General features: G+C 56.5%; 13 protein-coding genes. 5 read left to right on the top strand and 8 right to left on the bottom strand.

Features of this window, described 5'->3' with window-relative positions; genetic code table 11:
• Positions 1-160: 160 nt before the first annotated feature.
• The 8 genes from OUO13_RS07565 to OUO13_RS07530 all read right to left on the bottom strand — a co-directional run bounded on the left by OUO13_RS07565 (position 161) and on the right by OUO13_RS07530 (position 8,603).
• Positions 161-1,276 carry an ABC transporter ATP-binding protein gene (locus OUO13_RS07565; protein ID WP_283173262.1) on the bottom strand — a complete coding sequence of 372 codons (1,116 nt, stop codon included), beginning with the start codon at positions 1,274-1,276 and terminating at the stop codon, positions 161-163.
• Between the two features lie 76 nt (positions 1,277-1,352).
• A complete protein-coding gene (locus tag OUO13_RS07560) occupies positions 1,353-2,225 on the bottom strand; it encodes a carbohydrate ABC transporter permease (protein ID WP_283173261.1) in 873 nt (290 codons plus the stop codon).
• Positions 2,218-3,171, bottom strand: coding sequence for a carbohydrate ABC transporter permease (locus OUO13_RS07555; RefSeq protein WP_283173260.1), 954 nt, complete (start codon positions 3,169-3,171; stop codon positions 2,218-2,220). The genes OUO13_RS07560 and OUO13_RS07555 overlap by 8 nt, the downstream gene beginning before the upstream one ends.
• 79 nt (positions 3,172-3,250) lie before the next feature.
• Entirely contained in the window at positions 3,251-4,510 is a 1,260-nt protein-coding gene (locus OUO13_RS07550; protein ID WP_283173259.1) for an ABC transporter substrate-binding protein, read from the bottom strand.
• 166 nt (positions 4,511-4,676) lie between these two features.
• Positions 4,677-6,143: an ATP-binding protein gene (locus OUO13_RS07545; protein WP_283173258.1), complete on the bottom strand. Its 1,467-nt coding sequence runs from the start codon at positions 6,141-6,143 to the stop codon at positions 4,677-4,679.
• Positions 6,124-6,861, bottom strand: a complete 738-nt coding sequence (locus OUO13_RS07540; RefSeq protein WP_283173257.1) for a response regulator — start codon at positions 6,859-6,861, stop codon at positions 6,124-6,126. Before OUO13_RS07540 ends, OUO13_RS07545 begins: the two co-directional genes overlap by 20 nt.
• 136 nt (positions 6,862-6,997) lie before the next feature.
• The gene (locus tag OUO13_RS07535) at positions 6,998-7,189 is read right to left on the bottom strand and encodes a hypothetical protein (protein WP_283173256.1); all 192 of its coding nucleotides are present in this window, start codon (positions 7,187-7,189) and stop codon (positions 6,998-7,000) included.
• A gap of 226 nt (positions 7,190-7,415) precedes the next feature.
• Positions 7,416-8,603, bottom strand: coding sequence for a maltoporin (locus tag OUO13_RS07530; RefSeq protein WP_283173255.1), 1,188 nt, complete (start codon positions 8,601-8,603; stop codon positions 7,416-7,418).
• Between the two features lie 749 nt (positions 8,604-9,352).
• Here OUO13_RS07530 and zwf point away from each other — a divergent pair.
• The 5 genes from zwf (at position 9,353) to OUO13_RS07505 (ending at position 14,543) form a co-directional block, all read left to right on the top strand.
• Positions 9,353-10,816, top strand: a complete 1,464-nt coding sequence (gene zwf, locus OUO13_RS07525; protein WP_283173254.1) for a glucose-6-phosphate dehydrogenase — start codon at positions 9,353-9,355, stop codon at positions 10,814-10,816.
• Complete coding sequence (gene pgl, locus OUO13_RS07520) at positions 10,816-11,511, top strand: 6-phosphogluconolactonase (RefSeq protein ID WP_283173253.1); 696 nt, start codon at positions 10,816-10,818, stop codon at positions 11,509-11,511. Before zwf ends, pgl begins: the two co-directional genes overlap by 1 nt.
• Before the next feature lie 61 nt (positions 11,512-11,572).
• On the top strand, positions 11,573-12,229 hold the full coding sequence (locus OUO13_RS07515) for a bifunctional 4-hydroxy-2-oxoglutarate aldolase/2-dehydro-3-deoxy-phosphogluconate aldolase (RefSeq protein ID WP_283173252.1): 657 nt from the start codon (positions 11,573-11,575) through the stop codon (positions 12,227-12,229).
• A 173-nt stretch (positions 12,230-12,402) separates the two neighbouring features.
• A complete protein-coding gene (gene pgi / locus OUO13_RS07510) occupies positions 12,403-14,061 on the top strand; it encodes a glucose-6-phosphate isomerase (RefSeq protein WP_283173251.1) in 1,659 nt (552 codons plus the stop codon).
• 179 nt (positions 14,062-14,240) lie between these two features.
• Complete coding sequence (locus OUO13_RS07505) at positions 14,241-14,543, top strand: hypothetical protein (protein WP_283173250.1); 303 nt, start codon at positions 14,241-14,243, stop codon at positions 14,541-14,543.
• Positions 14,544-14,599 lie beyond the last annotated feature (56 nt).

Genomic DNA, 14,599 nt, shown 5'->3' with positions numbered 1-14,599 from the left:
CTTGTACCCACGCGGGAGCGTGGCTACGAGAGCAAAAAAGCCCGCAGTGGCGGGCAAACAAAGCGTCTTACAGTCTGATTCGGATATTCCATCGCTCCCCTTCGCTCAGCATAAGCCGGGAGCGCGGGCGGCTCGCCCGCATGTTTTTGTCATCCAAGGCTTACTGGTCGATACGAGCACCGGTTTCAGGGTCGAAGAACACCGCCAGGCTCATATCCAGCATCAGATCGGTGATTTCACCCGGCTTGACGCCAAAACGCGGGCCAACGCGGCAGTCAACCTGTTCGCCATTCAGCTCCGATACCAGCATGGTGTCGGCACCGGTTGGTTCAGTCACCAGCACTTTCAACTGCAGATGACGAATCAGCGGCTCGTGTTCCTTGTGCTGCAGTGGTTCGGTGATCTTTTCCGGACGCAGACCCAGAATCACATCCTTGCCACTCATGCTGGCCAGCGCCTGAGGATTCGGAACCGGCAGGTACTGCACCTTGCCAAACGCATCCTGTACTTCGGCCATGATTTCGGTGCCCTTGCCAACCAGACGGCATGGGATGAAGTTCATCGCCGGAGACCCCATAAAGCCCGCCACAAACTGGTTGGCCGGGTTGTCGTAGATTTCCTGCGGGGTGCCGAACTGCTGGACGATGCCGTCTTTCATCACGGCGATCCGGTCCGCCAGGGTCATGGCTTCGATCTGGTCGTGGGTCACGTAAACGATGGTGGTGCCGAGGTTCTGGTGCAGCTTCTTGATCTCGGTACGCATCTCAACCCGCAGCTTGGCGTCGAGGTTGGAGAGTGGTTCGTCGAACAGGTACAGGCGTGGACGACGTGCCAGAGCACGGCCCATGGCCACACGCTGACGCTGACCACCGGACAGCTGGCCCGGCTTGCGGTCGAGCAGGTGTTCGATTTGCAGCAGTTTGGCAACACGCTGCACTTCTTTCATACGTTCGTCTTTTGGCACCTTGCGGATTTCCAGACCAAACGCGATGTTTTCGGCCACGCTCATGTTCGGGTACAGGGCATAGCTCTGGAACACCATGGCGATGTCACGATCTTTCGGTTCGACGTTGGTAACGTCGTCGTCACCCATCAGGATCTCGCCGGACGTCACGGTTTCCAGACCGGCAATCATGTTCATCAGGGTGGATTTGCCACAACCGGATGGACCTACGAGGATCAGGAATTCGCCGCTGTTGATGGCGATATTGATGCCCTTGAGGACGTCACCCTGGCCGTAGTTTTTTACAACGTTGTTAATGGTAAGTGCTGCCATTTTTCTGCTCCCGGACTGGCGGCTTGTTCACGCCAGCCCACAAATCGGTATTGGGTTAGGTTGCCGGTGCCGGGGCTCAGCCCTTCACAGCACCCGCGGTCAGGCCACGTACGAAGTACTTGCCGGCCAGGACATAAACAAACAGGGTTGGCAGCGCCGCAATCAGGGCCGCGGCCATATCAACGTTGTACTGTTTGCCACCAAAGCTGGTGTTCACCAGGTTGTTCAGCGCCACCGTTACCGGTTGGGTTTCGGCACCGGAGAACACCACCCCCAGCAGGAAGTCGTTCCAGATCTGGGTAAATTGCCAGATCAGGGTCACCACAATGATCGGCGTCGACAGCGGCAGCACGATGCGGCGGAAGATAAAGAAGAAACCGGCACCATCCAGACGCGCCGCCTTGATCAGTTCCTGCGGCAGACCGATGTAGAAGTTACGGAAGAACATGGTGGTAAAACCGCTACCCACAATCACGTGCACAATCACCAGACCGGTGGTGGTGTTGGCGAGGCCAAAAAACGCCAGGCTACGGGCCATTGGCAGCAGCATGACCTGCAGCGGAATAAAACAGCCCACCAGCAAAAGGCCAAACATCAGCTCGCTGCCACGGAAACGCCAGAACGACAGTACGTAACCGTTCACCGCACCCAGCAGGGTTGATACCAGCACCGCCGGAATCACGATCTGGAACGAGTTGAAGAAATAGGTCGAAATCCCTTCACAGGTGCCACCGGTACAGGCCGAACTCCAGGCCGCTACCCAGGCATCAAAGTTGAAGCTGCCCGGCAGAGCCAGCAGGTTGCCGGTACGGATTTCCTCGGTGTCCTTCAGCGAGGTGATGATCATCACCCACAGTGGCATCAGGTAGATAAAGGCGACCAGCGCCAGTACGGCATACAGACCGTAACGGGCCAGCTGGCGAACAGGGGTCATTGGAGCTTCAACCATGACGCTTGCCTCGCAGTTCGGAATACAGGTAAGGAATCAGGATCGCCAGCACACCACCCAGCATCACCATGGCGGATGCCGCACCCAGGCCCATCTGGCCACGGGTAAAGGCGTGGGCATACATGAAGTTGGCTGGCAGGTCAGAGGCATAACCAGGACCACCACCGGTGAGGGCGGCAACCAGGTCGAAACTCTTGATCGCAATGTGCGCCAGAATCACCACACAGCTGAAGAACACCGGCTTCAGGCTTGGCAGCACAATACGACGGTAAATGGTGGGCAGGCTGGCACCGTCGAGACGGGCGGCCTTGATCATTTCATCATCCACACCGCGCAGGCCGGCAATAAACAGCGCCATCACAAAGCCGGACGACTGCCATACGGCGGCGATGACGAGGGTGTAAACCACCATGTCGGGGTTCACCAGCCAGTCGAAGGTGAAGCTTTCAAAACCCCAGTCGTGCATGAGTTTTTCCAGACCCAGACTCGGGTTCAGCAGCCACTTCCAGGCGGTACCGGTAACAATAAAAGAGATCGCCATCGGGTACAGGTAAATACTGCGAATAAAGCCTTCACCACGGATTTTCTGGTCCAGCAGGATCGCCAGCACCATGCCGATCAGCAGACAGAGGGCAATAAACAGCACCGCAAAAATCACCAGGTTTTGCAGCGATACCATCCAGCGTTCGTTTTCGAACAGCTTTTCGTATTGCTGGAAACCAACAAACTTCCACACCGGCAGGATGCGGGAACCGGTCAGGGACAACAGAAAGGTCCAGCCGATATAACCGTAGATACACACAAAAATGATGACGAAGGTTGGTGCCATCACCAGTTTTGGCAGCTGCGCAGCCAACCAGCCGGACAGCCCACCCTGACGTGCAGACGTCTTGGTCGAACCGCTGCTGGCCGGGCTGCGGCTCAGGGTTGAGTGTGAGTGATTCATGCGAATTACCTGGATTCAGGCACAGCCGTCCCCGCCACACCCGTTGCCGGGTATGTCAGGAAGGCTGGCGTTTTAGGGATCAGATAGAGGCTTTAACCGCGCGAGCCAGTTTGTCGGCTGCGGCTTTGGCGCTCTGGTCCTTGCTGTTGTAGAAGTTGGTCACCACGTCGAAGATGGCGCCCTGAACACGGGAGGTAGTGGCCATGCCGTGGGCAAAGCTTGGTACCAGGTTGTTGCTGTCAGCACTGGCCTTGAACGAGTCCATGGAGCTGGTTGCACAGCTGTCGAATGGTGCACGGTCAATGTCCTGACGTACCGGGATAGAACCTTTGTTGAGGTTAAACGCGGTCTGGAAGGTTGGTTCCATGATCAGACGTGCGAGGTCCGCCTGGGCTTTTACCGAGCTGTCGGAGCCCTGGTCGAACAGATCAAACATCACAAAACTGTCGATGTTGAAGGTGAAACCGGAAGCGGTATCCGGAGCCGCCACACAGACATAATCCACACCGGCTTTTTTGCCAGCGGCAGTGAATTCACCCTTGGCCCAGTCACCCATGATCTGCATCGCAGCCTTGCCGTTGATCACCATGGACGTGGCGATGTTCCAGTCACGGCCCGGTGCATCCGCATCGATGTAGTCACGGGTTTTCTTGAAGGTTTCCAGCACCTTGACCATGGTATCGCCGCCCAGAGTGGCTGCGTCATGCTCAACAAATGCCTTGCGATAGAATTCGGAACCACCCACGCCCAGCGCTACGGCTTCGAACAGGGTTGCGTCCTGCCATGGCTGACCACCGTGCGCCAGCGGGATAATACCCTTGGCTTTCAGTGCTTCAGCGGCGGTAAAGAAGTCGTTCCAGGTGGTCGGAACTTCAACACCGGCTTGTTTGAATACCGCCGGGTTGGCCCACAGCCAGTTCACACGGTGAACGTTCACCGGAACCGCTACGTAGTGGTCTTCGTATTTCATGATGTTGCTGACCACAGGTGGCAGCAGGTTGTCCCAATGACCAGCCGCAGCAACCTTGTCGAGATTGGTCAGGAAACCCATCTCGCCCCATTCCTGAATATCCAGGCCCTTGATCTGGGCAGCTGCCGGAGGATTACCGGACACAGCACGGGATTTCAGAACAGTCATTGCTGTTTCACCGCCACCACCGGCAACCGCAAAATCTTTCCAGGTATGACCTTCTTTTTCCAGTTCCTGTTTCAGAACGTTGACTGCGGCTGCTTCGCCGGAAGAAGTCATGTAGTGGAGAACCTCAACTTCACCAGCCTGTACAAACGAGGCAGACAGAGCGAGGGAAATGGCACCCGCCAGGGCTTTGATTCTGTTCATGGATTCGAACCTTTTATTATTGTGATCTTGGCGGTCTGTGCTTGCAGACCGTCATTACACGTTACCAAAGGACGAGGTGCCAGAAAGTAAGACTGCCCATGGAAACCTTTCAAAGTGTTACAGCATCCCGTCCTCAGAACAGAGAGTCTGGCACAGAACGGCGGAATCAGCGCGGCAACACCAGGCGTGCGACCAGACCACCGTCCGGGTGGTTACTGAGGGTGATTTCACCGCCGTGGGCGCGGGCAATGTTGCGAGCAATCGACAGACCAAGGCCATGACCTGGCTGCAGTCCGGTATGGGCTCCCAGACGGGTGTAAGGCTCAAAGGCGCGATCAATCTTGTCGGCGGGAATACCGGGGCCAAAATCGCGGATAACCAGCGTCAGGGTATGGGCACTGTCCTGCACACTCAGTTCGGCACGCTGGCCGTAATAAATGGCGTTGTCGATGAGGTTGCCGATACAGCGTTTGAGCGCCAGCGGTTTGCCACGGTAACTGCAGCGCAGGTCATCCGGCAGCTGTAATGTCCCGCCGCACAAATCGGCACCTTCCTGCAGGGTTCGTAACAATCGGCCAATATCCACTTCCACCGGGGTTTCGTGAATATCGGTGTCTTTAACGCACTGCAGTGAGGCTTTCACCATGATTTCGAGGTCTTCGAGATCTTCACGGAAGGCTTCCCGTACTTCTTCGCGCTGCAACAATTCGGCACGCAGGCGCAGACGGGTAATCGGGGTTTTGAGGTCGTGGGAAATCGAGGCAAACAAACGCTGGCGATCATCCAGATACCGCTGGATACGCTCCTGCATATCGTTCACCGCCCGTGCTGTGGCCACCAGTTCCTTGCTGCCGGTTTCCGGCAAGCGCACACTTTCACCGCGACCAAACTGCTCCATCGCGGTGGTGAGCTGGCGTAATGGCCGGGTTAATGAGCGCACAAACAGGAAACCCAGCAACAGCACCACCACCAGCGATACCAGTAGCGAGAACATTCGCTCCAGACTCAGCGGCGACTGGCCATCGAGAAACATCGGGTCTGGCATCAGGCTGGCCAGATACAACCACTGGTTATCCGCAATGCGGATTTGCACCACCAGAATTGGTGCATCCAGCGGTTTGTAGAGCAGGCTTGAGGCGCCCCAGTTGTCCGGCAGATCAAGCAAACGGGTTTCGTTGTTAAGAACGTGCAGGTCTTCGGCGCGGGAAAACTCGATGGTGGCTTCGTCTTTTATCCCCAGCTGTTCCTGCAACACCTGGCGCACGCTGTTGACCACAATGCTCTTGCGATGGGAATCGTTGAGATCGTTCACCAGAATCCGCTCACGGTTGAGCGACACAAAAAAGCGGGTGCCGCCCATATCGCGCAGCTGGTCGAGCACCACATGGCGATAGGTATTGGGTAACGAGGTAAAAAATGAGGCGGTGGAGGCGATCCGGTACGCCATGTGCTCCGACATGTCGCGTACGGTGTTATCGGTATCACTGCGCCACTGGGCATACCAGATAGCGCTGGAGATCAGCTGGGCAGTCACAATACCGATCGCCAGCAACAACAGGAAGCGGGTCGATAACGACAGATGCCGTAATCCTTTCAAACCCTCCGTACCGGCTTCAGACACTGGCGTTGGCACTGCCAGACACCTGGGCGGTGAATACGTAACCCTTGCCACGCACGGTCTTGATCAGGGTTGGCGCCTTGGCGTCGTCACCCAGACGGCTGCGCAGACGGCTGATCTGCACATCGATAAAACGGTCCATCGGCAGGTTGTCGCGACCACGGGTAATACCGGCAATGGCTTCACGGCTTAATACTTCACCACAGCTGTCGAGCAGCATGGTGAGCAACTGGAAATCGGTTCCCGACAGCGGAATATCCTCACCGTCCGGGCCGCGCAGATTACGGCTGAGGGTATCGAGGCAGAAGCCTTCAAACCGGCGATAACGTTCCACATCGTTATTGGCCGGGGCGGCCTGCACTTCGGTGCGACGGCGAATGGCCTTGATGCGGGCCAGCAGTTCACGCGGGTTGAAGGGTTTTTCCAGATAATCGTCGGCACCCATTTCGAGGCCCACAATACGATCGGTTTCTTCAGCGTTGGCGGTCAGCATGATGATTGGCACTCGCGAAAAACCGCGCACCTGACGCACCACTTCAAAGCCGTCGATACCGGGCAACATCACATCCAGAATCACCATCTGCGGTTCCGGATGCAAACGCAAATGCTCTACAAACGACTCACCGTCAGGAAAGCTGGTGACAACAAAACCCTGCTGTTCCAGATACGCCTGCAGCAGCGAGCGAATGCCTTCATCGTCGTCCACTACAAACAAGGGTTTTACCGGAGTCATATCAGTACCTGTCAGATTTGCCAGAGCCGGAGTTTAAAGATAACTCCTGACATAAGAAACGATAGCGAGGCAGTTCCGACTTGCAACCCTGATATCCCCCCTGGATACCCGCTTTATTCACGCCTGCTCACACCTGTCAGCTGCGGCTGCGATTCTGACGCCCACTGGCACCACACCAACCGGCTAACGGCTGCATACGGGAGAGGCTGGACACCGGTTCCTGAAACAGCGAAGGCGCTGCTGAATTGTTATTACAAGGTGACCACTGGTTTACAGTGATTGCCGCGACCCGGGCCTTGACCGGACGCGGACAGGTAGGCCATACCATGATGCGTCTCCACCACTACAAGGGGAATTCCGGCGGGCACGAGCAACCTGCCGGATGGAAAAAGAAGTCAGCCTGCCGAAGGATAAGCAGGCTGACGGCCTCTCTGAGCCAGAGAGTGTTGGAGTGGACCCGCGACCCAGGTGACCAATCTGAGCGAGCACTACACGGATACACAGCAACGCGGGGAAATATCCACCGCCCTGTTCAGGCGGCGGATATCAATGACTTACCACCAGACTTCAGCCTGAACACCCAGGCTGGTGCCAGCGGTGTTACCGTTACCCAGAGCAATCTGACCGCCCTTGGCGTGAGTCACGTAGGCACGAACCAGTGGACGAGCCCAGTAACCGTCACCAGCAGCCCACTGTTGAGCCAGGGTGATCTTGGTCAGCTTGTTGTCAGCGATAGTGTCGGAAGTAACGGAATCGTGGCCGATTTCCAGAGCGGTAGACGCTACGTCGTTCCAGTGCATTACCGGACGCACACCCACAGAAGTCCAGGTGGTGGTGTTACCAGCGGCATCTTCAACCTTGTCGAACAGCACGTTGTATTCAGATTCCAGGTTGTCAGCGATATCAACCAGACCGAAGGCGATAGCACGCACGCTGCTGCCTTCCATGGTGTTGTCGTTCACACCGGTGCTGCCAGCCATACCGTCGTTACCGAACTGCAGAACCACCTTGTTGTAGGCGTCGTCGGTGTTACCGGCAAAGCCGTATTCCAGAGAGATCAGGGAACCGTTGTTATCGGCAACACCCATGGCTTCCTGATCATCAGTCAGGTTAGGAGCCGCGTAGGTAGCACCTACTTCCAGAGCACCACCAGCGATACCGATGTTGGAAACACGAACGTCGATGTTGTTGTTGTGAACATCACCGGCTGCACCAGAGTTGTTCTCGATCCAGGCGACGGCCAGTTTGGCATCGCTACCCAGAGAGATTTTTTCGATACCGGCGCCAGCGTTACCGGAAGCGTTCCAGTAGAAGAAGTCGTTCATGGCAACGGCATGACGCTGGTAGTACAGCTTACCGGCCCACAGAGTGGCACCTGGCAGGGCATCAATCACGTTGTCGCCCATAACAGCCGCCTGAATCAGGCCGATACCGCTTTCGCTGGTATCAGAACCACCCAGCATGGTCTGCACGCGGAAAGTACGGCCGTTCTGGTTGAACAGCTCACCTTTCACACCGGCTTCGTAGTAGTTGTCACATTCGTTACCCAGACGGTATTTGGCGCGAGCACCAGCAGCCTTGTAGCACATCTGGTCGCCGCCCTCGTTGGAAGTACCCACGTTGGTGCGGTAGTAACCGTAGAAGTCCAGATCCGGAGTGGATGGCTCAGCAAATACTGGCATGGCAGCCACGGCGGAAATGGCACAGGCGAGAATCTTTGGAGACATGGTCAGACGTTTCATGTTGTTATCGCTCTTCTGTCTAGTGGTTTTTTATTGTTATCTGGCAAAGTCCTGATACCGGGATGTCAGTCATCACGTCGGTCAACAGGCCGGTGCACAGTTCATTTCACGATGAAGGCTGGAAACAGGCGCAGAAAGGCCGTGGTCACAGGCTTTTGGCCGTGACGTTCCAGAAACAATTGAACGAAATACGTTTTGCTCTCGCTGCAACCAGGTAAAGCGTGGATCAGCTCATACCAGGATTATTGTTATTCTCATCGTTGCCGCAGTTCGGTAGCGGATGTAGGAAAATTACCAAAAACCCGCCTCAATGGAAGTAATTTAGTCATACAAAATGTAACGAAACCTTTCATCCGGGATTGTTCGTCAGAAATGATTGAAAGGTTTGCAGAAGAACTGCTGATTTATTGCCCAACCCCACTACTAAAGATGTAAAAAACCCAAAAAGATGGCTTAAAATTGAATTATTAACCGTATATTTCAATTATTTCTTGTTGGTTAACAACATTTCGAATGACAACGCACTGTTCCGGTATTTGCCCAAAAGCCGGTCAAAAACCCTCATGACAACACACATCGTCATCAGGAAGGCGTTATCATGGCCATCCCGATGCAAGTCAAACGATTGGAGGAAGGTATGTTGATGCATAAAATTTATGTAAATTTAGCAAAATCACGATTGATTAACGAGCGAACTCTGCCTACCATCTGATCAATTTCTGAATAATTACAAACAACGAGACATCACCATGAGTTCCCACGCCAGCGATATCATCATTTTTGGCGCCCGCGGAGACCTGGCCCAACGCAAGCTTCTGCCCGCCCTGTACCAGCTCGACCGTGCCGGTTTGTTACATCCACAATCCCGTATTATTGGCGTCTCCCGCGACGGCAACCGTGACAGCTTTATCAGCCAGAGCCTTGAGAATCTGGCGCGTTACGTGCCGGAGAAAGAGCAGGTAACGCAAGAAATCGAAACATTCAGCGCCCGTCTCGACCACCAGTGCATCAGTTTTACCGATGCCAAGGGTTACGTGCCGCTGGCCGAACTGCTGCTGCAGAAACATCACGACCGCGTCTTCTATTACGCCACCGCCGCCAGCCTGTTTGGCCCAATCAGCCAGAACCTGCATGCCTCCGGCTGTCTGAACAGCAACTGCCGTGTGGTGCTGGAAAAGCCGCTGGGTCACAACCACGAATCCTCTGCGGCGATTAACGATGAAGTCGGCAAGTACTTCACCGAAGCCCAGATCTACCGGATCGACCATTACCTCGGCAAAGAAACCGTTCAGAACCTGATTGCCCTGCGTTTTGCCAACCCGCTGTTTGGCTCGCAGTGGAACTGTGACCACATCAGCCACATTGAAATCACCGTGGCTGAAAAAGTCGGTATTGAAGGCCGCTGGGGTTACTTCGACGAAGCTGGCCAGATGCGCGACATGGTGCAAAACCACCTGTTGCAGCTGCTGACCCTGACCGCCATGGAACCACCACTCGACCTCAGCGCCGACGCCATCCGTAACGAAAAGGTGCGGGTACTGCAGGCACTGGCACCGGTCAAGGCCGTGGGCCCCGACAAACACGTGATCCGTGGCCGTTACACCGAAGGTGTGGTGGATGGCAAATCAGTACCGGGTTATATGAATGAAGAAGGTGCCAACCCCAACAGCAGCACCGAAACCTTCGTGGCAATCAAGGCCGAAATCCGTAACTGGCGTTGGGCAGGTGTGCCGTTTTACCTGCGCACCGGCAAACGGATGAAACAGAAGCTGTCGCAGATTACCGTGCACTTCAAACCGCACGCTTACTACATCTTTAATGAAAACCAGCGTTCGGTGGCCCGTAACCGTCTGACCATCCGTCTGCAGCCGGAAGAAGGGATTTCCCTGAAAATCCTCAACAAGGATCAGGACCTCAGCCAGGCCATGAACCTGCGCGCCGGCAGTCTGCGTCTCGACTTCGCCAACGACTTTGGCCGTAACCGTATCCCGGATGCCTACGAACGTCTGTTGCTGGAAGTGGTACGTGGCAACCAGTACCTGTTCGTGCGTCGTGACGAAATCGAACACGCCTGGCACTGGTGTGACCAGCTGATCGAACAGTGGAAACAGGACGACAGCGCCCCGCAAGGTTATTCCGCTGGCAGCTGGGGCCCGAAAGGTGCCGACCTGCTGATCATGAAAGATGGCAACTGCTGGCAGGAGGACCTCTGATGGAACTGCCAGCCGCCATCACACTGCACCGTTTTGAAGATCGCCAGCAATGTGCCGAGGCGCTTGCCGACCACATTGCCGGGCGTCTGCGTCAGGACCTGCAATTGAACGGTCAGGCCGGTCTGATCCTGTCCGGCGGTTCCACTCCGGTGCCGATGTTCAAGGCCCTCAGCCAGCAGAAACTCGACTGGGAAAATGTCCTGGTGAGTCTGGCCGACGACCGCTGGTTGCCGCCGGAACATGCCGACAGCAATCAGGGCAAGGTGGAACAACACTTGCTGCGTAACGAAGCAACCAAAGCTCGCTGGATTCCGCTGTGGAACCCGGCCAGCCAGGAAGACGAAGCACTGGGCCGTTGCCGTGAACAACTGCAACAGCTGCCAGCACAACTGAGCGTGGTGGTGCTGGGCATGGGCAATGACGGTCATACCGCGTCACTGTTCCCCTGCTCAAAAGAACTGCCACGGGTGTGGGACAGCCGTCAGGACTGCGAATGGGTACAACCCACCAGCGCTCCGTGGCAGCGTATGACCCTGACACCACAGCGTTTGCTGGCCAGTAACGAACGTATTCTGCACCTGACCGGGGCCGACAAGCTCGACACCCTCAGCCAGGCGCTCAGGAACAATCAGCGCGAGGAAATGCCGATTCGCCATTTCTTCAGCGCCGGCCTCCGGATTTTCTGGGCTCCATAAGCCCGGCCGGACGCCATCCGCACACTCAGCGGCACAACTTACTATAAAAGAGGACTTGCACATGTCTGAAGCCCGTTACCCAGAACACTTCATCGCTGCCATTGATGCCATGGCAGCGCTGGCCCCGGTGATTCCGGTTCTGAAAATTGATCGTCTGGAAGATGCCGTTCCACTGGCTACCGCACTGGTGGAAGGTGGCTTGCCAGTACTGGAAGTAACCCTGCGTTCCGACATCGCACTGGATGCGATTCGTCTGATCCGCGCCGAAGTGCCGGGCGCCCGTGTCGGTGCCGGTACGGTTACCAACCCGACCAACCTGCAGCAAGCGGTCGACGCTGGCAGTGAATTTATCTTCACGCCGGGCGCCACTCCGGCACTGCTGAAAGCCGCTCTGGAAGCCGGTGTACCTATGGTGCCAGGTATCCAGACCGTCTCTGAAATGATGACCGCCCTCGACCTCGGTTATCAGCGCTTCAAGTTTTTCCCGGCCGCTGCCGCCGGTGGTACTGCCATTCTGAACTCCATTGCCGGGCCATTCCCGCATGTGCGTTTCTGCCCGACTGGTGGTATCCGCATCAGCAACGCCAATGAGTACCTGAGCCTCAACAACGTGATGTGTGTTGGTGGCACCTGGTTAACTCCGGACAACCTGATCAGCAGCAAAAACTGGGGCGCCATCCGCGACCTGGCGGCAGAAGCCAGCGCCTTGCGCAGCTGAACCGCTCCGCCGCAGACCGGCCCCGACCAATAACAATAACAGCGACCGCCAGCACCAACGCCTGCTATCACCAACCTGTCACAATCAGCAGGCAGGCTGCCGGTCCTTATGGTTCCGATTTGCCCCCGCCCCGCGCCATGATCCGCAGGGCGGTTACACCACAGGAGATGATCATGCCGCAATTGACCCGCCACCCCGCCTGGACCAGTCTGCAGGAACAGATTGCCCCGGCCCTCGAAACCCCGATCAAATCCCTGTTCAGCGACCCGGACCGTTTCGATAAATACTCCCTGAAAGTGCAGAACATCCTGCTCGATATTTCCCGCAACCCGATCAACGACGGCGTCATGAACCTGCTGCTGCAGCTGGTGCGTGAAGCGGGTATCGAACAGTGGCGTGAACGCATGTTCGAAGGCGACATCATCAACTCCACGGAACAGCGTGCCGTTCTGCACACCGCCCTGCGTAACCGCAGCGGCACCCCGGTGCTGGTGCGTGGCAAGGATGTGATGCCGGTGATCGACCACGAACTGAAGCGTATCCGTGTATTCGTGAACGCCGTTCGCAAGGGCAGATGGCGTGGTCACTCCGGCAAACGTATTACCGACGTGGTGAACATCGGTATTGGTGGTTCCGACCTCGGCCCGCGTATGGTGACCCAGGCGCTGAAACCGTATGCCGACGACACCCTGCGTGTGCACTTTGTGTCCAACATGGACGGCGTGGAAATCGCCAACGTGCTGCGTGAACTGAACCCGGAACGGGTACTGTTTGTGGTGGCATCCAAAACCTTTACCACCAGCGAAACCATTACCAACGCCGAAACCGCGCGCAACTGGCTGATGGCATCGTCGTTTGACCGTCGTGCTGTGGCCAAACACTTCGTGGCGGTATCCAGTAACGTTGAAGCGGTAAAAGCCTTTGGTATCGCCCCGGAAAACATTTTCCAGATGTGGGACTGGGTCGGTGGCCGTTTCTCCCTGTGGTCCGCCATTGGTCTGCCAATCGCGCTGTACCTGGGCTTCCGCCAGTTCGAGGAGCTGCTGCAAGGCGCCCACGACATGGACCTGCACTTCCGCAACGCCCCGTTGGAACGTAACGCTCCAATCTGGATGGCGCTGACCACCCTCTGGAACAGCACCTTCCTCGGTCGCAGCAGCCAGGCCATCCTGCCGTACGACTGGCCACTGCAGAAGTTCTCGGCCTACCTGCAACAGGCAGAAATGGAATCCAACGGCAAATCCGTGGATCGTGATGGCAACCCGGTTCCATACAGCACTGGCTCCATTATCTGGGGTCAGCTGGGTATCGACGGCCAACACGCCTTCTACCAGTACCTGCACCAGAGCAACACCATTGTGCCAGCCGACTTTATCGGCTCGATTGAAAGCAGCACCCCGGTACAGGGCCACCATGAAAAACTCATGGCCAACTTCTTCGCCCAGACCGAAGCCCTGATGGCCGGTATCAGCGCCGACGACGTGCGTCGCGACCTGACCGCCAAAGGCATGGCCGCCGACGAAATCGAACGCCTGATTCCACACAAGGTGCACCGTGGCAACCGCCCGACCAACACCCTGCTGCTCGACCGTCTCGACCCGCGCACCCTCGGTGCCCTGATAGCCCTGTATGAACACAAGATTTTCATTCTGGGTGTGATCTGGGATATCTGCTCGTTTGACCAGTGGGGTGTGGAGCTGGGTAAAACCCTGGCCAAAAACATCCTGCCTGAGTTACAAAGCGGGGAGATCAAGCCGGATCACGACGATTCCACCCGCAACCTGATGCAGTACTTCGTCGAAAAACGTCGTCAGCTGCACAGTGAAGGCTGAGCGAAACCCCGGCCCGACAGCGATGGGGCAGTCGGCCATTTGTCCGGTTCGGCGTCGTCGGCTGCGACGGATTCGCTGACCTGCGGATTCTGGTGTGCATTTTGATGGAACCCACAAGGCCTTGCCGACCCCGGATCGGCGGGTGCTACCGGGTATCCATCATCGCCAGGAGGTTCTTAATGGAATGCGCCACAGATCCAGCCTCCATTGACAGCCTGAAACGCCAATGGCTGCGTCAGTACGAACGTATGATCAACAAGGATATGGCCTCGCAGCAGACCGACGGGATGCTGCTGCGCAACCTGACACAGACCATGGACAAGGTCTGTCAGGAATTGCTGCAGACTTCTCAGAAGGGCGAGTCAGGGGCGTTGTCTGCCGACAAACTGCTGATGCAGCTGTCAGTATTCACTGAAGGGTTTCTGGCGGATGTAATACAAAAGCACCGGACATCCTGCGCGATATCCAACTTTCCCCGGTAACATAATCCACCGCCTGGCTACCTCCCGAGGTGATCGTTGCGGTTGAAAAGCGCTGG

The organism is Parathalassolituus penaei, from assembly GCF_026626885.1.
Taxonomy (GTDB): Bacteria; Pseudomonadota; Gammaproteobacteria; order Pseudomonadales; family Oceanobacteraceae; genus Oceanobacter; species Oceanobacter penaei.
Note: the sequence above shows the minus strand (reverse complement) of the source record. Positions and strands in the feature narration are given on the sequence as shown.